The following is a 21,612-nucleotide window of genomic DNA, read 5'->3' on the forward strand; positions in this document are numbered from 1 at the left end:
CGACCACGGGAAATCCACCCTGGCCGACCGGCTGATCCAATCCACCAATACGGTGTCGGAACGGGACATGAAGGAACAGCTTCTTGACTCGATGGATATCGAGCGGGAACGCGGCAGCACGATCAAGGCCAACACCGTTCGGATCGAATACAAGGCCGAGGATGGCGAGATCTATATCCTCAACCTGATCGACACGCCCGGCCACGTGGACTTTGCCTACGAGGTCAGCCGCTCCATGCGCGCGGTCGAAGGATCGTTGCTTGTGGTGGACGCCACGCAGGGCGTGGAAGCGCAGACGCTGGCCAATGTCTACACCGCCATCGACGCCGACCACGAGATCGTGCCGGTGCTGAACAAGATCGACCTGCCCGCGTCGGAACCCGAGCGGGTGAAGGAACAGATCGAGGATGTGATCGGCATCGACGCCTCCGAGGCGTTGGAGATTTCCGCCAAGACCGGCGTGGGCATTCCTGCTGTTCTGGAAGCCATCGTCAAACGCCTGCCGCCGCCCCACGAAGGCGATGCGACAAAGCCGCTCAAGGCGATGCTGGTGGACAGCAAATACGACCCCTATCTGGGCGTCGTGGTCATCGTGCGGGTCATCGACGGGGTCCTGAAAAAGGGCCAGAGCATCCGGATGATGAAAACCGGCGGCACCTATGACATCGACCGGATCGGCGTCTATCGCCCCGCGATGCAGGAGGTCAAAGAGCTTGGCCCCGGCGAGATCGGCTACATCACTGCACAGATCAAACAGGTCAGCGACACCCGCGTGGGTGACACGATCACGACCGAGAAGAAGGGCTGCGAGACCCCCCTGCCCGGCTTCAAGCCGTCGATCCCGGTGGTCTTCTGTGGTCTGTTCCCGGTGGATGCCAACGACTTTGAAGACATGCGCGACGCGATGGAGAAGCTGGCGCTGAACGACGCGTCCTTCACGTTTGAGATGGAAACATCGGCCGCACTTGGCTTTGGCTTCCGTTGCGGGTTCCTTGGTCTGCTGCACCTTGAAGTGGTGCGCGACCGTCTGGAGCGCGAGTATGACATCGACCTGATCACCACGGCCCCGTCGGTGATCTATCACGTCTACACCAAGGACGGCGGGATGCAGGAATTGCACAACCCCGCCGACATGCCAGACCCGTCCACCATCGACCATATCGAAGAGCCGCGCATCAAGGCGTCGATCCTTGTGCCGGATGAGTATCTGGGCGATGTTCTCAAGCTCTGTCAGGACCGTCGCGGTCTGCAGCTTGACCTCACCTATGTCGGCAGCCGCGCAATGGTGGTCTATGACCTGCCGCTGAACGAGGTGGTGTTCGACTTCTATGACCGGCTGAAATCGGTGACCAAGGGCTATGCCAGCTTTGACTACCAGTTGATCGGCTACCGCGAGGACAACCTCGTGAAGATGCAGATCCTCGTGAATGATGAACCGGTGGATGCCTTGTCGATGATGGTCCACCGCGACCGCGCTGAAACGCGGGGCCGTGCCATGTGCGAAAAGCTCAAGGACCTGATCCCGCGCCACATGTTCAAGATCCCGATCCAGGCCGCCATTGGTGGTAAGGTGATCGCCCGCGAAACCCTGTCCGCCCTGCGCAAGGACGTGACCGCCAAGTGTTACGGCGGCGACGCGACCCGGAAGAAGAAGCTTCTGGAAAAGCAGAAGGCCGGCAAGAAGAAGATGCGCCAGTTCGGCAAGGTCGAGATCCCGCAGGAAGCGTTCATCTCGGCGTTGAAGATGGATAGTTAATCCCCTACAACCTATGAGAATAGTGTTGGGGGACATTCATGTATTTGATGTACGTCGATGAAAGTGGCGATCCCGGGAACAACACAGCCCAAACAAGATATTTCTGCCTAAGCGGTATGGTTGTTCACGAAAGCCACTGGCGTAATTTTATCAATGCAAGCAAAGACTTCCGCAGAACGGTTAAAGACGTTTATGGCTTACCAGTTCGGACTGAAATACATGCGGTAAAGTTTCTGAGGCACAGTGAGTTTGCGATTGAAAAACACAATCGCCTTGCAATTCTTAGAAACTATTTGGATGAGCTCGCAAAGCTGAACTTTGTTTCCTTTACCAACGTCGTAATTGATAAGCAGGGGAAACCAGACAACTTTGACATATTTGCTGCGGCGTGGGGTGTTTTATTCCAAAGATTCGAAAACACACTTGCAAACGGTAATTTTCCAGGTGGTTACCAGAGGTCATTTGGTAAAGTTTTCACTGACGCGACTAATGGGCAATCGTTAATTCGCCTAATGCGCAAAATGAGCGTTTACAATCCCATCCCCAATATGGGGAGACCGGGGTACAGAAACATTCCGATTCTTAGAGTAATCGAAGATCCAAGTGAAAGAGATTCGGCTCACTCGCTACCTATACAAGCATGCGACGTGGTCGCTTATTTCCTTCAGCAAAGATTAAGTCCAAATTCATATATCAGAAGGCAGCACGCCTCCGGGTATTTTGATCGACTGGAGCCGGTTCTGAATAAAAACGCATCAAGAAATAATCCCTTAGGCATTGTGCTAAGGTAAGAAAAAAGGGCGAGCAGTCTCCTGCTCGCCGGGACGATCCTACTAGCTGGTCTGCCAGCGTTCAGATCGTGACATCAATATATTGTACTAGACGCAACATTTCTACAAGAATCTAGGAATCGGAAGGTACTTTGAACACACTACACGCTCCCGCCTGAGGAACGGCGCGGAGCGCTCTCGGGCGGCGGACGACCGCGCTCCGGCCAGCCGCTTTGGGGACGTCCGCGCGGGGATTGAGGTCGTCCGGATCTGCCCGGCATAATGTGACGACCTTGGAATGAGGTGCGGCAGGCCGCGGCCATCCCCTGCCCGTTGCCTACGTGCGTTGACGCGAAAGGTGCGTGCGAGCACGCACCCTACATCCAAAAAACACATGCAAAACTTTGCACCCGTGCTACGCTCCTCCGACATAAGGGAGGAACCACAATGAAACATCTGATCACCGCCGCCGCGCTGTCGGTGGCGCTGGCCTCGGGAGCGCTTGCCGAAGGGCTGACGCATCACGTGGCGATCCATGTCAACGAGAACGATCCGCAGGTCATGAACATCGCGCTTAACAACGCGCAGAACGTGGCGAATTACTATGCGTCGAAAGGCGATGAGGTGGTGATCGAGATGGTGGCCTATGGCCCCGGTCTCAACATGTTCATCCCCGGCAAGAGCCCGGTCGAGGATCGCATCTCCGCCATGTCGCTTGAGCTTGAGAACCTGAGCTTTTCGGCCTGCGGCAACACGCTGGCCGCAATGCAGAAGAAGGCCGGGCATGACATCGTGCTGATGTCCGAAGCCACGGTCACCCCGTCGGGCGTGGTCCGCCTGATCGAATTGCAGGAACAGGGCTACGCCTACGTGAAGCCGTAACCTTGGGCACGGTGCGGGCATCGTTTCGCCGATCCCCGCATCGTCGCCAAAGCCCCTCTGCACAGCGCCTGCAAGAGAGTGTAAACTGCCGGAAAAACTCCGAGCAGGTTAAAAAATGCGCCCGATTCTCATTGCTGCCTTTCTGGCGGCCCCAATGTCTGTCCAAGCCGACCTCTGCGATTTCCGCCCAAGCCTCCTTGCAAGCAAGGCCGGTCAGGCCGCCAAAGCCACGGCCGGGGCAGTCGCATCCGCCGCCACCGAAGGTGTCAGGGCGGTCGGTGTGTATACACTCGAAAACCCGGTCTCTGGCATCAGCATGATCAGCACAGGTGTCAGCAGCGCCGCCGCCGCTGGCAGCAGTGTGGCCGCTGGAGCGGGTGGCGCTTTGACGACCGCGAGCGCGGTTGCCACAGCGCCTGTCACCATCGCGGTCGCCGGGCTGACCGCCGTCGCCTTGGGCAGCTACGAAGGCGTCTGCTACTTCCGTCAGGAACGGATCACCGATTACGACGAGATCCTCTACATCGTGTCGAACCTGTCAGCCAATTCGGACCCGACGATGTTTCGGCTGATCCCGGAGGGCACCGACTACGTGACACTCAAGGGTCGCAACGCCATTGCCGGGGACGACAAGGTGCGCATCGCTGCGACAGGGGTTGGACCGTTCATCTTTGATGTGAAGAACCTCTATATCACTGACGGCGTACTGATGCACCGCGACGCCGGGCGAAACACAGTGATCGGCAATGTGGCGCTGCAGGTGGTCGGGGTTCAGGAGTGACAGTGCCGCCGGTTATTGCGCCGAAGCGAGTGTTTCGAGGCATGTTTCGGCGACCGGCTTTGGCAGAACATTGCTGATCCGCGCGGACTCATTCTCCAGAAACGGGGCGCGGCCTTCTTCTGCGCGGTCCTCGGACCCGAAATACGCCGACAGATAATGACAGGCTGACGCGGCAAGCCAAGGCGCGTCAGACAAGGCCGCAAGAAACGCCTCTGGCTGCAGACGATAGAGCGGCAGCATATCAGCGGCATAGGATTGCATCAGTCCGGCATCTGCGGTGCGCCACGTCACGTCTCCCAGCAGTATCCACAGTCCCAAGGCCCCCGAAACACCTGTTTTCGCCTGATCCAAACTGCGTCCGTAAAGATCGGCCAGCCCGTGCATGGCGGCCAATGGCGTGCCATGCCGGGACGGAACCCGCCCCAGCATGAGTTCGATCATCTCGACCGCATCTGCTGGATCGGGCTGCAGCGGCGCCTCTTGTGCCGACGCGGGCGACATCAAAAGACCAATGGCAAGCACCCCTGGGATGATGCGCTTTGACGTCATTCGAACGCGGGCATCCCACCCCAGAACGAGTGCATGTGGCGCGTGCAATCCCAATCCAGCGGGCGTCCACGCTCGACCGTCTCGTCCTTGATAGTGACGGTGATGTTGCCGGTTTCCTTGGGCGTGATCTCGGACCACATCTGGTAGACCTTGGCCCCCGGCAAGACGATACAGCCGTCTGACCAAGACGCGTTGGTTCCCTTGTGAATGAAGAACCCGTTGGCCGTACTGCCATCGCCATTATAGGGCACCTTGAGGCCAAGCCAGATCGCCTCGCGTTTGCCGCCATCGGTTCCGTCAGTCTTGTTCGCCATGCGTGTCGCGTAGCCGGTGTATGACCCCGCGTCGATCACGACTTTCTCGTCCCACCAGCAGGTTTCGGAGATGTTCACGGATCCGCTTTTGAAAGTAAGGGTGCCGGTGCCGTTCTTGCGCAAGACATTGATCGTGTAGCTCATTGGAAAACTCCGCCATAAAAATACTGTTCTCAATACGGAAAAGCTTACGCTGATGGCAGAGAGCCGGGCAACAGATTTGTCAGCAAGACGATGACGAGCCCAAATTGCGTTTGACCGAAATCAACGCACCGTCATGCGCCGTCTGTCAGACTCAGGGTATCAAGGGAGACCCGATATGGACCTGACTGCACAGAAAACCCTGCTTCTTGAACGTCGCGCCGAACTGTCCGGTGCGCTGCTTGAGATCGAAGACAAGCTCGACGACCCGATGCCCAGTGACTGGGAAGACCGTGCCTCGGAACGGCAGGGCGACGAGGTTCTCGAAGCACTTGGCAATGCGGATTTGGAAGAGCTTCGCCGAATTGATGCGGCACTGAGCCGGATCGAAGACGGCACCTATGGGATTTGCGCAAAATGCGGCGATCCGATTTCCGACGAACGGTTGACGGCGGTACCGACAGCCGCCGTGTGTCGGAACTGTGCCTGAGGGCGTTCATTCATGCTGCCCCAAACTTTGGGGGCGGCGCTGGCCAAGCTTTCCTTCACCCGCACAAGGTACATTGGGCCTTGCGTTTCAAAACCGTGACACGACCCTTCAACCTCCCGGATTTTGGGATTCTTTTCGAATTTAATCAGCGCATTAACATCTTATTTACGTTTCGCGTGATCCAGTTACTGCATACAGCCGTACACAAAGGTGTCAGAAATATTTTACACCTTAGGAGGGGATGTGTCAGAATTTCTAGACTCCATGCGGCGGGATTTCGATGCACGCATGAGCGCACACGAAGGGATGTTGGCGCATCTCGGTTTGAACCTGAGCGAAGAGGACGCGCCACTGATAATGTCGGAACTGAAGGCAACATTCGGCGCTTGCGGCGCCTGCCATTGCCCAAAGACCTGTCTTGAATGGCAAGGCGGATCTGATGACGGCCCTCCCCCTTGGTGCCACAAACGCGGGACATTCCTGAAACTGCGTGCAGCCTGCGCTGCACTGCTCGACGAGAAAAGGAGTTTTCACAGCCGACAACAGTGTTAATTTTCTTCCAAGGGTGAATGTTCCTACTAGGCAAAACGAATCTCATATGCTGAGACTGAGGGTGGTTCCGATGGAACTGGAGGCCTGTATGTTGAGACTTGCCTTTATCTTGTATTCTTTGATTGCCACTGCCCTGTCCGGGAACTTTGTTTTTTGTGTATCGCGATCGGACTGGGCTCTACGTTTTGCTTCACCTTGGCTGTTTCCGCTGGAGCGGTGCTGGCATTACCGCTTGCATGAGACTGCTGGCGCGCGAACTTTCGACCAAACAGGTGGCACGGCGCGCGTGACTTGATCGCGATCAAGGACAAAGCATTGTGATTTTGGAATATGTTGGCAAGACGCACATTATGGAGGTTCTCATGTTGCGGCTTGCCAGTATTCTCTATTCGCTCATTGCAACCACGTTAGCAGGAACCGCCGTGATTGCGGTTCTGACAATCGGATACGACACCGTTGTGCCGATCCTGATCGCAGCTGTCATTGGCGCGGCGGCGGCCCTGCCGATCAGCTATCTGGTGGCGCGAGAGCTTTACAACTCGTGACGTGACCGCGCCGCCACTGCGTCGAGCAACCCGTCGGCACAGCGTTCGATCAAGGCCAAGGCCCCGTCGAAATCCCTTGTGAAATAGGGGTCAGGCACATGGGTGGCGGTCGTGTCTGGTGCAAAATCGGTGAACAGCGACACGCGGTCCGCAGGGCCAAAAGCCGCAAGATCGGCCATGTTTTCGGCATCCATCGCAATGATCAGGTCAAATGCACCGAAATCTGCGAGGGACACCTGCCGCGCCCTGAGCGTCGACAGGTCGTAGCCCTTGGCGTGGGCGGCGGTCTGCATCGGACCATAGGGCGGTTTGCCCAAATGCCAGGTTCCTGTGCCCGCGCTGTCCAGTGTCAGGTCCAGTCCCCGCGCCGCAGCCTTGGCGCGGGTGACCGCTTCGGCGGTGGGCGAACGGCAGATATTGCCCAGACAGACAAAGAGGATACGGTGGTTCATGCCCGTGACTTAGTCGGTTGCGGACTGCTCGAAAAGGGGAAGCGATGCGACGGATCGACAGGATCGTCATTCTGACCGGGGCGGGGATATCTGCGGAAAGCGGGCTGGGTACGTTCCGCGACGAGGGAGGTCTGTGGGCGCAGCACCGGATTGAGGATGTTGCCACACCAGAGGCCTTTGTGCGCAATCCCGACCTCGTGCACCGCTTCTATAACGCGCGTCGGGTTCAGGCGGCAGAGGCTCAGCCGAACCCGGCCCATCACGCGCTGGCGCGGCTGCAAGCCGATTTTCCCGGCGACGTCCTTCTGGTCACCCAGAATGTAGACGGCCTTCACGAAAAGGCCGGAGTGCGCGCGATCCACATGCATGGCGAATTGTCCCGAGCGCTCTGCGCCGCCTGTGAGCATCGCTGGGATGCGCCACCCGAGATGTCCGTCGGAGAGCCCTGCCCTGCCTGCGACAAACCAACGGCGCGTCCGGACATCGTCTGGTTTGGCGAAATCCCCTATCACATGGAAGAGATCATCGAAGCCCTTCAGACCTGCGATCTGTTTGCCGCCATCGGCACCTCAGGCCAGGTCTATCCGGCAGCCGGTTTTGTCGAAGAGGCGCGCATGTCAGGGGCGGCCACGGTCGAGATGAACCTGCGCGACAGCGACATGTCCTATGCCTTTGAAGAACATATCGTGGGACCGGCCAGCAAGACGGTCCCTGCATGGGTGGACCGCCTGCTGGCCTGAACAGATCAGCTGCCGGAGCCGTGGTTCATGCCGCCGTGACCGTGGTTCATGCCGCCATGGTCCTGCCGTTCCAGATCGACCGGAACCTCGACCACAACGTCGCCTGCTTTGTCAAAGGTCAGGGTGACGGTGACCGTGGCGCCCTGCTCCATAGGGGCGTTCAACCCCATGAGCATGACGTGCTTGCCACCGCGCTGCATGGCGATCATGCCATCTGCGGGCAACTCGAAGCCTTCTTCGACATGCAACATGCGCATGACGCCGTTTTCGCCTTCGAGGTGGGTGTGCAATTCGGTGCGGGCGGCGACGTCTGAGGACACGCCAACGAGGCGGTCTGCCTCACCGGAATTGTGAATCATCATGAAAGCAGCACCGGATTTTGCCATGGGCGAGGCCGAACGCGCATAGGCGTCTTCAATGGTGATTTCTGCATAGGCCGGCAGGACAGAAGCAAAGGCAACGGCCCCTGCAATGAGGGATGTTTTGAACATGGAAGTGATCTTTCGTTTGAAGTCAGGATGTTGGGACGTTCAAACCAAAGACGGTGGCCCCCGGGCCAGAGCTGACTGGACCTCGGCAGAGACTCTGCGATGCGTTGTCTGTGGCAGCGACACACCCTGCCACTGCGCAACCCAGAGCGCCTGCGCACCCTCTGCCCAAACATCAGCAAAGAAGGCCGGAGCGTAGTCGGGGCAGATCATCACCCCGCCCGTCGGCTCTCCGTTTTCGTCCACGAGGATGTGGATCGGGCCGGTGCCGGTACAGATCTCCATCGTGCCGACGGCAGGCGGTTGCCCACGGGCAGCCGCAAACTGCACGCTGGTGAACCCGATCAGCAGCGCCAGTCCAAGAACGGTGATATACCGAAGCCACGAAACCATACCGCCTAGGTAACGACCCTGTCCGACCTCACAAGGCGACAAAAGAAAACAGCCCCGCGCGGGAACCCGTGCGAGGCTGCTTGACTGTCAAAGCGAAAAGGATCAGGCCTGAGCGGCTTGTGCCTTTGCGATCTCTTTCTTGACCTTCAGCGCGTTGGCCGACAGCTCTGTGTCCTTGGCTTTCGCCAGGAACTTGTCGAGACCACCACGGTGATCGACGCTGCGCAGCGCGTGCGCAGAGATGCGCATCTTGATGCCACGGCCCAGAGTCTCAGACTGCAGGGTCACGTCATTCAGGTTCGGCAAGAAACGCCGACGTGTCTTGTTGTTGGCATGGCTGACATTGTTGCCAGTCATCGGGCCTTTACCGGTCAGTTCGCAAACACGCGACATGGGTTCATCCTCGTTCTATCAGAGGCAGAAGACGGCTCTTCCACCAATATCAAAGGGCGCCGACTGGCAGCGCCCGGAATCTCGTTGGTTGTCCTTAGAGGGATGCGGGAAAGGCGTCAAGTGGGGCCTTGCGGGAAAACCGGGAGTCCGCCCCAGGTTCGGGAACTTTATGTCGAACCGCGTGCCGCGGTCCGACAGGTTGGGGGCCTTGCCCCCTGCCGCGCAAGCGCGGCATTCCCCCAAGGTATTTTTGAAACAGAGAATAAAGGAAATCTTAACCCGACTCGCGTTGACTTGAGTGGCGGAACAGGCGGAGGCGCCGATGACCGTAAATGGAGAAGCCCCCTGTTGCATTGCGCAGGGGGTGGACCGCCCCGGTTTCTTCTCTGTTTTACAAATACCTCGGGGGAGTCGCCCAACGGGCGACGGGGGCAGCGCCCCCAAAACGGCTTGGATGGCCAAAGGCCATGCAAGCTCAAACCGTTGCGCCGCAGGCGCGCTTCTGGTTCATGCGGAAGGTGGGGTTCTCCCCTCGAGCTGCGCCAACACTTCATCCGCCGCCTGACTTGGGGTCTTTGTCCCGTCTTCCACGGCGCGCCCCAGCGCCCGGACCAGCCCTTTTAACGGTTCCCGCTCCAGCCGCGCCAGCAGAGATTGCTTCAGTTCCGCTTCGAACCAGAATCGCGCCTGTTCAGCACGGCGCGCGGCGAAATGACCGTGTTCGCGGCGCCAGAGCGCGAGAGTCTGCATCTCCTCCCATGCGGTGTGCAGACCAGACTCCTCCAGCGCTGAAACCGTCATCGCCTTGGGAAATCCTTCGGGGTCCTGCGGCCGCTTGCGCAAGAGGCGCAAGGCACCCGCGTAATCCGCACAGGTGCGGGTTGCGGTGGCCTTCAGATCGCCATCGGCCTTGTTTACAAGGATGATGTCCGCCATTTCCATGATGCCGCGTTTGACGCCCTGCAATTCGTCACCGCCTGCGGGGGCCAAGAGCAGCAGGAACAGGTCCGACATTTCCGCCACCACGGTTTCCGACTGCCCCACGCCTACGGTTTCGATCAGCACCACGTCAAAGCCAGCTGCCTCGCAGAGGTCGATCGCCTCGCGTGTGCGCCGCGCCACGCCACCCAGATGGGATTGCGACGGCGATGGGCGGATAAACGCATTGGGGTCGCGCGACAGGCGCTCCATCCGGGTCTTGTCGCCCAGAATCGACCCACCGGAGCGCGCAGAGCTGGGATCCACGGCCAGCACCGCCACCTTGAGCCCCTGCGCTGTCAGCATCATGCCAAAGGTTTCGATAAAGGTGGATTTTCCCACGCCCGGCGTTCCGGACAGCCCGATGCGCAGCGCCTCGCGGCCGTGTCCCTTGAGCCGGTCGAACAGCACCAGCGCATCAGCCCGATGATCGGCACGTCCGCTTTCCACCAGCGTGATCGCCCGCGCCAGTGCGCGACGTTCACCGGCAAGGATGCGGGTGGCCAGATCGTCGATATCCATGCGCGGAGCTCCGTTTTGGTCTGGCGGCACATGTGGCATGGGCCGGGCGACCAAGTAAACCCGTCAGCCCAGCCCACCGGGTCCGTGTTTGAGGATCACCGGCACCACCAGTTCCTCTTCGTCGATCAGATGGCGGTTGAGCATCGCCTGAAAGCTGAGCAGGTCTTCGCGAAACTTACCGGGCTCCGTTTTCCCCTGAATCACCGCATTGGCGCCATCGGCAAATCGGTTGAGCAGGCCGTCCATCGCGTGGTGATCGGAATCGAGCAGCTCAAAGCCCTTGTTCAGGATCGGTTCCCGCGTGGCCAGTACCGGAAAGTAATGGTGATCCTCGATCTGGTGATGTCCGTGCAGGTTCTGCAGGAGCATCGACCCATAGCGCGAGAGCTTCGCGGCATGGGTCTGCGAGTCAATTTTGCGGTCCACGGCCTGTTCCGCGTCATCAATAAGGGCTGTCATCAGCCGACGGAACATCAGGTGCCGATCCAGCCAGAACGCCACCAGCCCTGCGAAATTGTTGTGCTCGGGCCAAGTCTCGCGCGGGAAATCCTGCAGCAAAACGCGCAGCGCGTCCGGCAACTGATCGCGAGTGTCGAGTTTGAGCGTCTGGTCCATGGGCACCTCCTGTCGGGCAGGAGGTGCAGTGCGCGCCAGGAATGTCAATCAACGCAAGACATGAACCGAGCAATTTGCATGGCGCACCACATGGGTCGCCGTTGATCCAAGCAGCAGTGTCTGCATTCCGGGGCGGTGCGAGGCGATGACGATCAGGTCGCTGCCCTGCTCTTCGGCGTAGTCGAGAATGGATCGCCCGGAATGGCCGTCGATCACCACCGAATTGGCCCCGAGATCCGATGCCAATCGCGCCAGTTCCGTTTCGATCCCGGTTCGAGTGGCGTCAAGGATATCCGTAGAAATGTAACTGATTGCGTAGCTGGGCACGGCCTCCACCACATGCAGCAGGGTGATCGTGGCGCCTTCGGCAGACAGCGACTTGGCAATGTCGAGCGCCTGCGCCGTGCGGTCGTCTTCATTATCAAGCGCGATAGGTACGAGAATGTTCGAATACATGGGTCCCCTCCCTTTCCTCAGGATGGGACAAGGATAGCCGTGTTGGGAGTGCTCCACTTTGATCCGCATCATGTCCCCACCAGGTTTGAAAACCCGGTCGGGACATTTGCAAACTCAGGACACGTTGGGTTCTCCCTGCAATCCCAACAGTTTGCGGAAGCTCGTCCAATACCCCGGCAGACGGGGCGGTTCCTGAAGCTGCGGCAGCGCCTCATCCGCCCAGCGGGACATGCGGCGCTGGGTGAAGTCGCGGCCCCAGTCAAGATAGGCTTGGGCATCGTTGGGGCGCAAACGGCAGGCGGACCCGACCAGACCCACCAGCGTTTCCGGGGCCGAGTACCATTCGTCCTGAATGCCGGTGACCTTGGCTTGCAGGAACGGCCCGACCCAACGCATCAGCGCCTTGTCCGAGAACAGCAGCAGCATCTTGCCCATCTCCTCACGGCTGTAGTGGATCAGCGGCGGGAAGGTGTCGAAGAAGAGCGCCTTGCCGTCCAGATAAGCGAAATTTCGGATCGACGGGTGAAAGCCGATGCGGGTGTCGAACTGGTCGGCGTTGTTCCAGAAGGTCGCGATCACGTCGCCCGCCGCCTCCATCATCTGGAGCGTTTCTTCCGTCGAGGCAGTCTGCATCTGCGGGCGCATCATGCAGTCCGAGGGCAGCGCCTCCTGCACGACCACGGGAATGCGGGTGCCATCCATGTCGAGCAGATGGAATTCGGTTTGTGGCAGGGCGACCCCGGCGTGGTTCAAAGCGGCGACGTAAGCGTCATGGCATTGCGCCAGCCGGTCGAGAGCAGCCTGATTCCGCAACCCGCGATAGACCTTGATCACCTTGTCCGAGAACGGGCCGGATGCGGGCCGGAATGGCGCGCAGAAATAGCCAAGCTTGGACACGGTCTGACCCTGCGCGGCACCGTTGGCGCGGATCACGGCTTTCAGGGCGTCGAGGTCGGTCATGGCGCAGGCTCCTTGGTCGGGTGCCCTGCCTTACCCGTTTGCCAGCACCTGTGCCACCTCTGAGGTAAGCGCATCCACCTCGGCCTGTGCGGGTGTCTTGCGGCCTTCGGCGGCGCCCCGGCCCTGACCCAGCGCCTCGGCATAGATCACCCGGTTGGCGAGCGTCGCATCGGCAATCCGGGCCATCAGCTTTTCCGCAGCCTCGGCCACTTCGACTCCGAGACGGGTGTTCTGCCGTGCTCGATTGAGAACGATGATCGCTTCTTTGTCTTCGCGCCGGGCAAGATCCAGCACACCCTCGGTGGCCCAAAGGTCCACATGGCTGACGCTGACCGGCACAACCACAAGATCAGCCACACGCAAGGCGGGGCGCAGATCGCTATCCGCCTTGGGCGGCGTGTCGATGATGACGATGTCGTTCTTCTCGGACAGCTTGCGCACCTCGTAGGTGATGCCCCATGCCGAAGAAGTGGCGAATTCCAGCCCATCCACCGACCCGGCTTCGGTTTCCAGCCGGGTCATGAACCAGCGCCCGAGGCTGCCCTGCGGGTCGATGTCGACAAGCGCCACACGCTTGCCTTGACGCAGAAAGCCAATGGCGAGGTTGGCGGAAACGGTGGTCTTGCCAGAGCCGCCTTTTTGCTGAGCAACCGTAATGACGTGGCCGGACATGGTCTGTTCCTTCGATTCGTGCCGAGGGTACAGGGTTATTGTGCAGGTGCAGCATAAAAATTGCCACACCCCCGGCAGATGATAAGATGAGTCACATGAAATCACCCATTCGCCCCACCGATGACGATGCGCTCAGCTTGGCACGCGACCTGATGGCAGGCGCGCGCTTTGCCGCTTTGGCCTATATGGATATGGCGGATAGAAGCCCAATGGTGAGTCGTGTGGCACTGGTTCCGGGGCCGGATGGCATGCCTCTCAGCTTGATGTCAGATCTCAGCCATCACAGCGCTGCATTGCAGCATAACCCCGTCTGTTCGCTGTTGATCGGCGAACCGAAAGGCAAAGGTGACCCGCTCACGCATCCTCGTTTGAGCCTGAGGGCGGAGGCGCAATTCATCCGACATGGCGAGCCTGAACACGCCGCTTTGGCCAAGGCATTCCTGTCAAAACAACCGAAAGCCAAGCTCTACATCGGGTTCGCGGATTTCGCGTTGGTGCGATTCACGCCGCTGGGCGCGTATCTGAATGGCGGATTCGGCAAGGCGTATGTGCTGAACGCGGATGATTTGTCGTGACGGTGCGTGAGATCACGCACCCTACGCCGCAAGCTCTGGCGCTTGCAGGATTTGCACCCCGGCGATGCGCCATTGACCGTCGATCATCTGCATCCGGTAGTCGAGGTAGTGCAGATTGCCCGCCGCATCGGTGAGGATCACCGTCTGATAAATCCCACCCGCGATTGCGCGCAGATCACCGAAAGTCACGCTTTCCGGGCGCCAGACCATCGGATAGCCCTGCTGCACCATCGCGCCGAAATTTTCAGGCGTGCGGAAGATGTTGCGGATGTTCGGGGCGGCAAAGGTAAAGGCAGTGCCGAAATCGTCCTGCAGGAAAGCGTCGATCTGACTTTGGATCGTCGTTTCGATGCCGGGTTCGGGCGCAAGAACCTCCTGCGCCCAAAGCGAGCCTGTCATCGAAAGGGCAAGGACCAGCCCGGTGATGAGTTTGCGCATGGGGTCACCTCTCGTTGCTATACGAAAGCTAGCGCGATTCCGGTGGCGGGCAAAATGCCTGGCCTACGCAAGCTCTCCGGCCAGCCCTTTGCGGATCAGCGCAACGCTCTCAGCTACCCCGTAGAGAGCGATGAAGCCACCAAAGCGCGGGCCTTGGGACTGCCCCAGCAGCACCTCGTACAGCGCCTTGAACCAGTCGCGCAGCGGATCGAAACCGTGGTCCTTGCCGACGGCGAAAACGATGGTCTGCAGCGTTTCGTCGTCGGTCGGGCCGTCATGTGCCTCGAGCCGGGATGCCAGATCCTCCATCGCGGCGCGTTCCTTTTCGTCCGGTGCGCGGAAGGTCTTGGTGGGTTTCACGAAATCTTCGTAATAGCGCACGGCAAAACCTGCGGCCTGATCCAGATCGGCATGGGTCTCGGGCGAGGCGTCTGGCGCATAACGCTTGATGAAGGCCCACATGGTGTCCTTGTCCTCGGCCCCGGCGGCAGAGGCAAGGTTCAGCAGCATCGAGAACGGCACGACCATGTACGATTCAGGTACGTTGCCGGAATGGATGTGCCAGACCGGGTTGTTGGCCCGACCGGCGGCGTCCTGCGTCGGATAGGCGCGAAGCTGCTGGTGGTATTCATCGACCGCCTTGGGGATCACGTCAAAATGCATCCGCTTGGCCGTCTTGGGCTTGAGATACATGAAGTAAGACAGCGACTCCGTGCTGGCATAGGTCAGCCATTCGTCGATGGAGATGCCGTTGCCCGAGGATTTGGAGATCTTCTGGCCATGCTCGTCGAGGAAGAGCTCGTAGCTGAAATGCTCGGGCTTCTTGCCGCCGAGGATCTCACAGATACGGTCGTAGATCGCGGTGTTGGTGGCGTGTTCCTTGCCGTACATCTCGAAATCGACGTCGAGCGCGGCCCAGCGGGCGCCGAAATCGGGCTTCCACTGGAGTTTGACGTTGCCGCCGGTGACGGGCAACGTCCATTCGCGCCCGTCCTCGTCGTCGAAGGTGACGGTGTGATTGACCGCGTCGACGTGCTTCATCGGAACGTAGAGGACGCGGCCGGTTTCGGGGTGGATTGGCAGGAAGATCGAATAGGTCTGCTGCCGCTCCTCGCGCAGCGATTTGAGCATCACGGCCATGATCTCGTCATAGCGCTCGACTGCGCGCTTGAGCGTCTCGTCGAACTGCCCGGAGCGGTAGAACTCGCGCGCCGAGTAGAATTCGTACTCGAAACCGAAGGTGTCGAGGAAGCGCCGCAGCATGGCGTTGTTGTGGTGGCCGAAGCTTTCATGCGTGCCGAAGGGGTCCGGCACGTCGGTCAGCGGCTTGTGCATGTGTTCGGCCAGCATTTCTTGCTGCGGCACGTTGCCCGGCACCTTGCGCATGCCGTCCAGATCGTCGCTGAAACAGATCAGTTTGGTGGGGATGTCGCTGATTACCTCGAAGGCGCGGCGGATCATCGTGGTGCGCAGCACTTCGCCGAACGTACCGATATGCGGCAGACCAGACGGGCCATAGCCGGTTTCGAACAGGACATAGCCCTTTTCGGGCGGTTTTTTCTCATACCGTTTGAGCAGCCGGCGCGCCTCTTCAAAGGGCCAGGCCTTTGAGGTCATTGCAGCTTCGCGCAGATCGGACATTGCTCATTCACTCCGGATGGTCGCCGCACGGTCTTGTGCGGACGTTCAAAAGGCACTCCCTATTGCGGGGGCGCGGGCGGGTCAATAAGTTGAAGGCGCAGACCCAAACCAGAAAGCGAAGACCGTGTCCGACACCGACCCCCACCCCCTCAGCCCGCAGGATTGCCTTGTTGCGCTCATGATCGCGGTTTCTGCGTCGGATGAAAGCATCCGCACCGCCGAGTTGGTCAAGATTCAGTCGGCGGTCAACAACCTGCCGATCTTTGGCGAATACGACGAAGCGCGCATCCCCGAAATGTCGGCACTGGTGTTCGACCTGTTCGAACAAGAGGACGGGCTGGACGCGCTGTTCGGGCTGATCCGGGATAACCTACCGGAACGGCTGTTCGAAACCGCGTACGCACTGGCCTGCGATGTGGCGGCCGCAGACGGCACGTTGCGCGAGGGCGAATTGCGCCTGCTGGAAGAGATCCGCTACGAGCTTGATCTGGACCGGCTGCACGCCGCTGCCATCGAGCGCGGTGCACGGGCGCGGCATCTGAGTATGTAAACGGATCAATCGCGCTTTGGCGGGATCGAATAGGTCAGTGTCGCGCGCGCAACAGGGTCGCTCTGACCTTCGGAATAGAGCAGCACGTCCGTTACGCTCAGCGCGCGTCCCAGCTTGAGCACCTTGGCATGGGCGATCACATCTGCTCCTGCCACAGGTTTGCGCATGAAGTCGATGGAGCAATTGGTGGTGACCGCCAGCGCCTCTTTCCCGATCCGGGCCATTGTGGCGACATAAGCCGCCACATCGGCAAGGCTGAACATGGCCGGGCCGGACACGGTGCCGCCGGGGCGCAGATGCTGTTCACCCGCATGAAGGCGCATCACCAACAGGTCTTCATCCAGATGGTCGATACCAAACATGCCTTTGACCTGTGGAAACACCTGATCCAAGAACGCTTCCATTTCATCTGCCGGAACTTTGAGCGCCATGCTTTCCTCCGCTGCCCTGAATCGATAGAGTTGCGCCAAGTCACTGGGAGGACAAGATGAAAATCCTGGAACGTCGCGACACGGGCGCGGTTTGCCATTTGCACCTGAACGCGCCCGAGCGCCTGAACGCGCTTTCGGACGAAATGCTGGCGGCGCTGCAAGAGCAGATCGACGCGCTGCACGAGGATCGCTCGGTCAGGGTTGTCGTGATCTCGGGCGCGGGCAAGGCATTCTGCGCGGGGCACGACCTGAAGCAGATGACCGCAGGGCGACAGGCCGAGGATGGCGGCAAGTCGTATTTCAAGGATCTGTTCGACCGCTGTGCGCGGGTGATGACGGGCGTTCAACGCCTGCCGCAGCCGGTGATCGCACAGGTGCACGGCATCGCAACTGCCGCCGGGTGCCAATTGGTAGCGTCTTGCGACATGGCCGTCGCCGCCGAAGGCACGCGATTCGGCGTCAATGGCGTGAATATCGGGCTGTTCTGTTCCACGCCGATGGTGGCGCTGTCCCGCAACATCCCACGCAAAAAGGCATTCGAGATGCTGGTCACCGGCCAGTTCATCGACGCCGACCGCGCCGAGGCTTTGGGGCTGGTGAACAAGGTCGTCCCGGAGAATGACTTGGCCGACGCCACACAAGAGTTGGCGCAACTGGTCGCCAGCAAGCTGGGTGCGGCGGTGAAGATCGGCAAACAGGCGTTTTACGAACAGGTTCAGATGGGGCTCGACGACGCCTATGCCTATACCGGTCAGGTGATGGTCGAGAACATGCTGTACCGCGATACCGAGGAAGGCATCGCCGCGTTTCTGGAAAAGCGTCCCCCTGACTGGTCACAGTAACCTTGCCGCACAACAGGCTTTCTCTTCAGCCCGGCATGCGCGTGGGCCTTCTTGGTGGGTCGTTCGACCCTGCGCATGAAGGGCATGTACATCTGACACGGGTCGGGCTGCGCCGGTTTGCGCTTGATCGGGTGATCTGGCTGGTGTCTCCGGGCAATCCGCTCAAGGCGCGTGGTCCGGCAGCGCTTGAGGCGCGAATGGCACGCGCCAAGGAGATGATGCGCGACCCTCGGGTGATCATCAGTGATTTCGAAGCGCAGATCGGCACGGCCTACACGGCCGAAACCGTGGATGTTCTGAAAGCCGCCTATCCCGGCGTTCGCTTTGTCTGGCTGATGGGAGCGGACAACCTGCATCAGTTCCACCGGTGGCAACGCTGGGAAGACATTTTGCAATCAGTCCCTGTGGGTGTTCTGGCGCGCCCGGGCTGGCGGCAGGCCGGGCTCAATTCCCGCACCGCACGCAAGTACCGTCACATGCGCCTTCCGGGCCGGTCGTCATTCATGCTGGCGGATCAATCCGCTCCGGCATGGTGTTTCGTCAACATGCCGATGATGCAGGTCAGTTCCACAGAACTGAGGGCAAAAGGCATCTGGCAGTCCGAAAACTGAGCCCGCGAAACACGATCATGCTGCTGCCAGAGAATACCCCGCCTCTCACCAAAGCGTGTCCTTGTCAGTCGGCGACCAGTGAGGTTACATCCGCCACATGACACGGCAAGTGACACGTCGCGCGGTCTTGGGCGGTCTGGCTTCGGCTATGGTCGCACAGACTGCATTTGCTCAATCCGCCTTGGCCCCGACCACGTCTCTAAGGCCTGCAGCGCGGGCTGAGGATATCCTCAAAACCTATCAGCCACCTTTGAGCGCGTTGATCGAAGATGCCGGACTCGCGGGCAATGTCAGCGTTCAGGTGGCCGATGTCAAAACCGGGCTGGTGCTGGAATCCCACAACCCTTTGCGCGCCCTGCCCCCAGCCAGCGTCGCAAAGGCGCTGACCGCGTGCTACGCGCTTGATGTGCTGGGACCGGGTTACCATTTCCAGACCCGCATCTTGGCGACAGCCCCGGTTACGAATGGTCGGATCAACGGCGACCTGATCCTTGCCGGTGGTGGCGATCCGACCTTTGATACGGATGCCATCGCCGCGATCGCAAAGCGGCTGCGCGAAGAGGCCGGCGTGACCGAGGTTACGGGCCGGTTCCTTGTCTGGGGCGGCGCCTTGCCCGCTTTGAACGGCATCGACAGCGAACAGCCTGACCAGGTGGGGTACAATCCGGGGATTTCCGGGTTGAACCTGAATTTCAACCGGGTCCATTTCGAATGGCAGCGCGCGGGTGATCGGTACAATGTGACGGTGGACGCCCGCTCGTCGACATTGCGGCCTGATGTTCGTTCTGCGCGCATGCGGGTCGAAGCGCGCAATCACCCAGTCTACACCTACAAGGACGGCGGAGACTTTGACGACTGGACCGTGGCGCGTGGGGCCTTGGGGCGCAACGGGGCGCGTTGGTTGCCGGTGCGCAAGCCCGCCCGCTACGCCGCCGAAGTGTTCCAGATCCTCGCGCGGTCGAACGGTATCGTTCTCAAATCGCCGGAACTGATCGACAGCGTGCCATCCGGCGCCGTGACCGTCCTCACCCATGAGAGCGCGCCCTTGCGCATCATCCTCCGCGATATGCTCAAGTTTTCGACCAACATCACGGCGGAATGTGTGGGCATGACCGCGACGGCGAAGCGGGTCGGCGCAGTCTCATCGCTGAAGGCGTCGGCTGACGCGATGAATGCATGGGCGAAGGACACGCTAGGCATGAGCTCTGTCGCGCTTGAGGACCATTCCGGTCTGGGCGATGACAGCCGCCTGTCCGCGCGAGACATGGTGGTGGCGCTGATCGCGGCGCGAAAAACCATGGGGATCAAACCCTTGCTCAAGGAGCACCCCCTTCGGGACGAGGATCGCAAGATCCTCGAAGACCACCCTGTGAAAGTTCACGCCAAGACGGGCACCTTGAATTTCGTCAGCGGACTGGGCGGATTCATTGACCTTCCCGATGGCACGGAACTCGCTTTCGCCTATTTCTCGGCGGATCTGCCCCGCCGGGATTCGCTGACCCGCGAACAACGCGAGGACCCGCCCGGCGGACAATCCTATGCCGTCGCGTCGCGCAAATTGCAGCAACGGCTTTTGGCGCGCTGGGGCATCCTGTACAACGGCTGATCTATTGGGACAAAAAAGGGGCGCAAAGCCGGTCTTTGCGCCCCCAGAGGTCTGACTGACGCAGGGATTTACGGCAGCCAGAACTTGCGGTTGGCCTCCTTTTGGGCGGTCAACCGATCCAGACCGATGTCACGCAGCAGGTGATCATCGAGATTTTTGAGATGCAGCCGCGTGCGGCGGCGTTCGGACCACACCGTGACCGTCACCGCAACGCGCAGCGCGACGACAGCCAGCGGGGACAGGTTCGACTGTCCGCCAAGATAGGCGATCTGCGGGGCGTGGGTTGCGTGTGCCATGGGTGTACTCCTCAAATGTATCGACACAATTTTACTTATCGCAGCAAGTGTATTGCCTTTGCGATACAAAAATGGATACATTCGACTCAGGAAACGCTCCAGAGAAAGATTGTGTCGGATACAATTTCCCCAGACAAGATCGTGTCGCTGCCACAACCCGCTGTCGGACCGAAGTACAAAAGGGTCGCCGACACGATACAATCCGCGATCCGTTCAGGTGACTTGCGCGCCGGAGACAAACTGCCGCCGGTCCGCGAACTGGCATGGTCGCTGGGCATCACACCCGGCACCGTGGCGCGCGCCTATACGGTGCTGACGAATGCCGGGCACGTCAACGCCGAGGTTGGGCGCGGAACATTTGTGGCAGAGCGCAGAACGCGCCCTCAGCCCCCCGCCCGCGAATACGTGTCGGTTCCGACGCAGGACGGGAAATTGTCGTTGTTCAGCCCGCAACTGCCCGATCTTGGTCAGGTTGCCATGATTCAGGACGCCTTTGCCCGGATTGGAGAAACCGCACCAGAGCGCCTCCTGCACTACCCCACGCGTGACGCGTACCGTCCCCTGCGCGAGGCGGCTGTCCATTGGTTGCGCAGCATACCATTGGGCAGCATCGATGAGTCCGATGTTGTGATCGTACACGGTGCACAGAACGGTCTGACCGTGATCCTGCAGGCTATCTTGCGCGGCTCCCGCCCCACCGTATTGGTCGAGGATCTGGCCTATCCGGGGTTTCGCCGTACCGCAGATCTCTTGCGTGCCGATGTTGTCGGGTTGCCAAGCGACGAGAAAGGCTTGTTGCCCGATGCACTGGCCGACATTGCCCGCAGCACGGGGGCGCAAGTGCTGTGCACGTCACCGGATGTGCACAATCCGACGCTGAACTGCACCCCCGCCGAGCGGCGTAGCGAAATCGCTGCGGTCTGCCGCGCGCAGGATATCCAGATCATCGAGGACAATTGTTACCGGCGCGCCAACACCAATGCGCCAAGCTACCGTATTCTTGCGCCAGAGCGGACCTGGCACTTGTCGTCGATCTCCAAGATACTGACCCCCGCCTTGCGGATCGGCTTTGCCGTAGCACCCCGAGGCCGCGGCCCCGATCTACGTCAGGTGGCCGAACATGGCTTTTTCGGCATAGCCCAACCCTTGCCCGAAGGGGCCGACCGGATCCTC

29 protein-coding genes are annotated in these 21,612 nt (G+C 60.0%); 14 read left to right on the forward strand and 15 right to left on the reverse strand.

Annotation, left to right across the window (positions count from 1 at the left end):
• The 4 genes from lepA to JJ869_RS13180 form a co-directional block, all read left to right on the forward strand.
• Window positions 1–1,756 (forward strand): translation elongation factor 4 (gene lepA / locus JJ869_RS13165; RefSeq protein WP_292267771.1); only part of this gene is annotated, 1,756 nt, incomplete at its 5' end.
• 38 nt (window positions 1,757–1,794) lie between these two features.
• On the forward strand, window positions 1,795–2,547 hold the full coding sequence (locus tag JJ869_RS13170; RefSeq protein ID WP_292267772.1) for a DUF3800 domain-containing protein: 753 nt from the start codon (window positions 1,795–1,797) through the stop codon (window positions 2,545–2,547).
• Window positions 2,548–2,973: 426 nt separating this feature from the next.
• A complete protein-coding gene (locus tag JJ869_RS13175; RefSeq protein ID WP_292267774.1) occupies window positions 2,974–3,408 on the forward strand; it encodes a DsrE family protein in 435 nt (144 codons plus the stop codon).
• A 115-nt stretch (window positions 3,409–3,523) separates the two neighbouring features.
• Window positions 3,524–4,189 carry a hypothetical protein gene (locus tag JJ869_RS13180; protein ID WP_292267777.1) on the forward strand — a complete coding sequence of 222 codons (666 nt, stop codon included), beginning with the start codon at window positions 3,524–3,526 and terminating at the stop codon, window positions 4,187–4,189.
• A 12-nt stretch (window positions 4,190–4,201) separates the two neighbouring features.
• On the opposite strand, the gene JJ869_RS13185 is transcribed toward JJ869_RS13180, so the two are convergent.
• Together JJ869_RS13185 and JJ869_RS13190 are read right to left on the reverse strand one after the other, a co-directional pair.
• Window positions 4,202–4,738 carry a hypothetical protein gene (locus JJ869_RS13185; RefSeq protein ID WP_292267778.1) on the reverse strand — a complete coding sequence of 179 codons (537 nt, stop codon included), beginning with the start codon at window positions 4,736–4,738 and terminating at the stop codon, window positions 4,202–4,204.
• Complete coding sequence (locus JJ869_RS13190) at window positions 4,735–5,196, reverse strand: hypothetical protein (RefSeq protein WP_292267779.1); 462 nt, start codon at window positions 5,194–5,196, stop codon at window positions 4,735–4,737. Before JJ869_RS13190 ends, JJ869_RS13185 begins: the two co-directional genes overlap by 4 nt.
• A gap of 175 nt (window positions 5,197–5,371) precedes the next feature.
• Here JJ869_RS13190 and JJ869_RS13195 point away from each other — a divergent pair, with 175 nt between their 5' ends.
• The 3 genes from JJ869_RS13195 to JJ869_RS13200 all read left to right on the forward strand — a co-directional run bounded on the left by JJ869_RS13195 (window position 5,372) and on the right by JJ869_RS13200 (window position 6,780).
• Window positions 5,372–5,683, forward strand: a complete 312-nt coding sequence (locus JJ869_RS13195; protein WP_292267781.1) for a TraR/DksA family transcriptional regulator — start codon at window positions 5,372–5,374, stop codon at window positions 5,681–5,683.
• Between the two features lie 264 nt (window positions 5,684–5,947).
• A complete protein-coding gene (locus tag JJ869_RS23175) occupies window positions 5,948–6,235 on the forward strand; it encodes a DUF6455 family protein (RefSeq protein ID WP_366510457.1) in 288 nt (95 codons plus the stop codon).
• 362 nt (window positions 6,236–6,597) lie between these two features.
• Window positions 6,598–6,780: a CTP synthetase gene (locus tag JJ869_RS13200; protein WP_292267783.1), complete on the forward strand. Its 183-nt coding sequence runs from the start codon at window positions 6,598–6,600 to the stop codon at window positions 6,778–6,780.
• Here JJ869_RS13200 and JJ869_RS13205 read toward each other — a convergent pair.
• Window positions 6,768–7,232: a low molecular weight protein-tyrosine-phosphatase gene (locus tag JJ869_RS13205; protein ID WP_292267785.1), complete on the reverse strand. Its 465-nt coding sequence runs from the start codon at window positions 7,230–7,232 to the stop codon at window positions 6,768–6,770. The genes JJ869_RS13200 and JJ869_RS13205 overlap by 13 nt on opposite strands.
• Window positions 7,233–7,276: 44 nt before the next feature.
• On the opposite strand from JJ869_RS13205, the gene JJ869_RS13210 reads away from it, so the two are divergent.
• On the forward strand, window positions 7,277–7,972 hold the full coding sequence (locus tag JJ869_RS13210) for an NAD-dependent deacylase (protein ID WP_292267787.1): 696 nt from the start codon (window positions 7,277–7,279) through the stop codon (window positions 7,970–7,972).
• Window positions 7,973–7,977: 5 nt separating this feature from the next.
• Here the strand turns inward: JJ869_RS13210 and JJ869_RS13215 are convergent, their stop codons facing one another.
• The 8 genes from JJ869_RS13215 to parA all read right to left on the reverse strand — a co-directional run bounded on the left by JJ869_RS13215 (window position 7,978) and on the right by parA (window position 13,449).
• Window positions 7,978–8,463 carry a copper chaperone PCu(A)C gene (locus tag JJ869_RS13215; protein WP_292267788.1) on the reverse strand — a complete coding sequence of 162 codons (486 nt, stop codon included), beginning with the start codon at window positions 8,461–8,463 and terminating at the stop codon, window positions 7,978–7,980.
• Window positions 8,464–8,502: 39 nt separating this feature from the next.
• Entirely contained in the window at window positions 8,503–8,853 is a 351-nt protein-coding gene (locus JJ869_RS13220) for a hypothetical protein (RefSeq protein WP_292267790.1), read from the reverse strand.
• A 102-nt stretch (window positions 8,854–8,955) separates the two neighbouring features.
• Window positions 8,956–9,246, reverse strand: a complete 291-nt coding sequence (gene rpmB, locus JJ869_RS13225) for a 50S ribosomal protein L28 (protein ID WP_247081535.1) — start codon at window positions 9,244–9,246, stop codon at window positions 8,956–8,958.
• Between the two features lie 507 nt (window positions 9,247–9,753).
• Window positions 9,754–10,746: a methylmalonyl Co-A mutase-associated GTPase MeaB gene (gene meaB / locus JJ869_RS13230; protein WP_292267792.1), complete on the reverse strand. Its 993-nt coding sequence runs from the start codon at window positions 10,744–10,746 to the stop codon at window positions 9,754–9,756.
• 63 nt (window positions 10,747–10,809) lie between these two features.
• Window positions 10,810–11,361 (reverse strand): hemerythrin domain-containing protein, encoded by a 552-nt coding sequence (locus tag JJ869_RS13235; protein WP_292267794.1) that lies wholly within the window; start codon window positions 11,359–11,361, stop codon window positions 10,810–10,812.
• 48 nt (window positions 11,362–11,409) lie between these two features.
• Window positions 11,410–11,817 (reverse strand): universal stress protein, encoded by a 408-nt coding sequence (locus JJ869_RS13240; protein ID WP_292267796.1) that lies wholly within the window; start codon window positions 11,815–11,817, stop codon window positions 11,410–11,412.
• A 114-nt stretch (window positions 11,818–11,931) separates the two neighbouring features.
• On the reverse strand, window positions 11,932–12,777 hold the full coding sequence (locus tag JJ869_RS13245) for a DUF6206 family protein (RefSeq protein WP_292267797.1): 846 nt from the start codon (window positions 12,775–12,777) through the stop codon (window positions 11,932–11,934).
• A gap of 30 nt (window positions 12,778–12,807) precedes the next feature.
• Entirely contained in the window at window positions 12,808–13,449 is a 642-nt protein-coding gene (gene parA / locus JJ869_RS13250) for a ParA family partition ATPase (RefSeq protein WP_292267799.1), read from the reverse strand.
• Window positions 13,450–13,544: 95 nt separating this feature from the next.
• Here parA and JJ869_RS13255 point away from each other — a divergent pair, with 95 nt between their 5' ends.
• Complete coding sequence (locus JJ869_RS13255; RefSeq protein ID WP_292267800.1) at window positions 13,545–14,024, forward strand: pyridoxamine 5'-phosphate oxidase family protein; 480 nt, start codon at window positions 13,545–13,547, stop codon at window positions 14,022–14,024.
• Between the two features lie 21 nt (window positions 14,025–14,045).
• Here the strand turns inward: JJ869_RS13255 and JJ869_RS13260 are convergent, their stop codons facing one another.
• Both JJ869_RS13260 and JJ869_RS13265 read right to left on the reverse strand, forming a co-directional pair.
• Window positions 14,046–14,462 carry a DUF4864 domain-containing protein gene (locus tag JJ869_RS13260; RefSeq protein WP_292267802.1) on the reverse strand — a complete coding sequence of 139 codons (417 nt, stop codon included), beginning with the start codon at window positions 14,460–14,462 and terminating at the stop codon, window positions 14,046–14,048.
• A 63-nt stretch (window positions 14,463–14,525) separates the two neighbouring features.
• Window positions 14,526–16,103 (reverse strand): lysine--tRNA ligase, encoded by a 1,578-nt coding sequence (locus tag JJ869_RS13265; protein ID WP_292267804.1) that lies wholly within the window; start codon window positions 16,101–16,103, stop codon window positions 14,526–14,528.
• A gap of 124 nt (window positions 16,104–16,227) precedes the next feature.
• Here JJ869_RS13265 and JJ869_RS13270 point away from each other — a divergent pair, with 124 nt between their 5' ends.
• A complete protein-coding gene (locus JJ869_RS13270; RefSeq protein ID WP_292267806.1) occupies window positions 16,228–16,653 on the forward strand; it encodes a tellurite resistance TerB family protein in 426 nt (141 codons plus the stop codon).
• Between the two features lie 5 nt (window positions 16,654–16,658).
• Here the strand turns inward: JJ869_RS13270 and JJ869_RS13275 are convergent, their stop codons facing one another.
• On the reverse strand, window positions 16,659–17,084 hold the full coding sequence (locus JJ869_RS13275; protein WP_292267807.1) for a PaaI family thioesterase: 426 nt from the start codon (window positions 17,082–17,084) through the stop codon (window positions 16,659–16,661).
• 56 nt (window positions 17,085–17,140) lie between these two features.
• Between JJ869_RS13275 and JJ869_RS13280 the strand changes: the two genes are divergently transcribed.
• From JJ869_RS13280 to dacB, 3 genes are all read left to right on the forward strand, one after another.
• Complete coding sequence (locus JJ869_RS13280) at window positions 17,141–17,926, forward strand: enoyl-CoA hydratase (protein WP_292267808.1); 786 nt, start codon at window positions 17,141–17,143, stop codon at window positions 17,924–17,926.
• Window positions 17,927–17,928: 2 nt separating this feature from the next.
• Window positions 17,929–18,537, forward strand: coding sequence for a nicotinate-nucleotide adenylyltransferase (locus JJ869_RS13285; protein WP_292267810.1), 609 nt, complete (start codon window positions 17,929–17,931; stop codon window positions 18,535–18,537).
• A 97-nt stretch (window positions 18,538–18,634) separates the two neighbouring features.
• Window positions 18,635–20,143: a D-alanyl-D-alanine carboxypeptidase/D-alanyl-D-alanine-endopeptidase gene (dacB, locus tag JJ869_RS13290; RefSeq protein WP_292267812.1), complete on the forward strand. Its 1,509-nt coding sequence runs from the start codon at window positions 18,635–18,637 to the stop codon at window positions 20,141–20,143.
• 68 nt (window positions 20,144–20,211) lie between these two features.
• On the opposite strand, the gene JJ869_RS13295 is transcribed toward dacB, so the two are convergent.
• Window positions 20,212–20,439 carry a DUF1127 domain-containing protein gene (locus JJ869_RS13295; protein WP_292267814.1) on the reverse strand — a complete coding sequence of 76 codons (228 nt, stop codon included), beginning with the start codon at window positions 20,437–20,439 and terminating at the stop codon, window positions 20,212–20,214.
• 111 nt (window positions 20,440–20,550) lie between these two features.
• Between JJ869_RS13295 and JJ869_RS13300 the strand changes: the two genes are divergently transcribed.
• Window positions 20,551–21,612 (forward strand): PLP-dependent aminotransferase family protein (locus JJ869_RS13300; protein WP_292267816.1); only part of this gene is annotated, 1,062 nt, incomplete at its 3' end.

The organism is Marivita sp. (assembly GCF_017643905.1).
Lineage (GTDB): Bacteria > Pseudomonadota > Alphaproteobacteria > Rhodobacterales > Rhodobacteraceae > Marivita.

Excerpts from the sequence above, each read along its gene's own strand:
- JJ869_RS13200 (WP_292267783.1), top strand. The coding sequence starts at position 6,598 with ATGTTGCGGCTTGCCAGTATTCTCTATTCGCTCATTGCAACCACGTTA.
- JJ869_RS13260 (WP_292267802.1), bottom strand. The coding sequence starts at position 14,462 with ATGCGCAAACTCATCACCGGGCTGGTCCTTGCCCTTTCGATGACAGGC.
- JJ869_RS13245 (WP_292267797.1), bottom strand. The coding sequence starts at position 12,777 with ATGACCGACCTCGACGCCCTGAAAGCCGTGATCCGCGCCAACGGTGCC.
- JJ869_RS13195 (WP_292267781.1), top strand. The coding sequence starts at position 5,372 with ATGGACCTGACTGCACAGAAAACCCTGCTTCTTGAACGTCGCGCCGAA.
- JJ869_RS13170 (WP_292267772.1), top strand. The coding sequence starts at position 1,795 with ATGTATTTGATGTACGTCGATGAAAGTGGCGATCCCGGGAACAACACA.
- JJ869_RS13210 (WP_292267787.1), top strand. The coding sequence starts at position 7,277 with ATGCGACGGATCGACAGGATCGTCATTCTGACCGGGGCGGGGATATCT.
- JJ869_RS13275 (WP_292267807.1), bottom strand. The coding sequence starts at position 17,084 with ATGGCGCTCAAAGTTCCGGCAGATGAAATGGAAGCGTTCTTGGATCAG.
- JJ869_RS13280 (WP_292267808.1), top strand. The coding sequence starts at position 17,141 with ATGAAAATCCTGGAACGTCGCGACACGGGCGCGGTTTGCCATTTGCAC.
- JJ869_RS13255 (WP_292267800.1), top strand. The coding sequence starts at position 13,545 with ATGAAATCACCCATTCGCCCCACCGATGACGATGCGCTCAGCTTGGCA.
- JJ869_RS13215 (WP_292267788.1), bottom strand. The coding sequence starts at position 8,463 with ATGTTCAAAACATCCCTCATTGCAGGGGCCGTTGCCTTTGCTTCTGTC.
- JJ869_RS13220 (WP_292267790.1), bottom strand. The coding sequence starts at position 8,853 with ATGGTTTCGTGGCTTCGGTATATCACCGTTCTTGGACTGGCGCTGCTG.
- JJ869_RS13180 (WP_292267777.1), top strand. The coding sequence starts at position 3,524 with ATGCGCCCGATTCTCATTGCTGCCTTTCTGGCGGCCCCAATGTCTGTC.
- JJ869_RS23175 (WP_366510457.1), top strand. The coding sequence starts at position 5,948 with ATGCGGCGGGATTTCGATGCACGCATGAGCGCACACGAAGGGATGTTG.
- JJ869_RS13235 (WP_292267794.1), bottom strand. The coding sequence starts at position 11,361 with ATGGACCAGACGCTCAAACTCGACACTCGCGATCAGTTGCCGGACGCG.
- JJ869_RS13295 (WP_292267814.1), bottom strand. The coding sequence starts at position 20,439 with ATGGCACACGCAACCCACGCCCCGCAGATCGCCTATCTTGGCGGACAG.
- JJ869_RS13205 (WP_292267785.1), bottom strand. The coding sequence starts at position 7,232 with ATGAACCACCGTATCCTCTTTGTCTGTCTGGGCAATATCTGCCGTTCG.
- meaB (WP_292267792.1), bottom strand. The coding sequence starts at position 10,746 with ATGGATATCGACGATCTGGCCACCCGCATCCTTGCCGGTGAACGTCGC.
- JJ869_RS13240 (WP_292267796.1), bottom strand. The coding sequence starts at position 11,817 with ATGTATTCGAACATTCTCGTACCTATCGCGCTTGATAATGAAGACGAC.
- JJ869_RS13190 (WP_292267779.1), bottom strand. The coding sequence starts at position 5,196 with ATGAGCTACACGATCAATGTCTTGCGCAAGAACGGCACCGGCACCCTT.
- dacB (WP_292267812.1), top strand. The coding sequence starts at position 18,635 with ATGACACGGCAAGTGACACGTCGCGCGGTCTTGGGCGGTCTGGCTTCG.
- JJ869_RS13175 (WP_292267774.1), top strand. The coding sequence starts at position 2,974 with ATGAAACATCTGATCACCGCCGCCGCGCTGTCGGTGGCGCTGGCCTCG.
- rpmB (WP_247081535.1), bottom strand. The coding sequence starts at position 9,246 with ATGTCGCGTGTTTGCGAACTGACCGGTAAAGGCCCGATGACTGGCAAC.
- JJ869_RS13265 (WP_292267804.1), bottom strand. The coding sequence starts at position 16,103 with ATGTCCGATCTGCGCGAAGCTGCAATGACCTCAAAGGCCTGGCCCTTT.
- parA (WP_292267799.1), bottom strand. The coding sequence starts at position 13,449 with ATGTCCGGCCACGTCATTACGGTTGCTCAGCAAAAAGGCGGCTCTGGC.
- JJ869_RS13185 (WP_292267778.1), bottom strand. The coding sequence starts at position 4,738 with ATGACGTCAAAGCGCATCATCCCAGGGGTGCTTGCCATTGGTCTTTTG.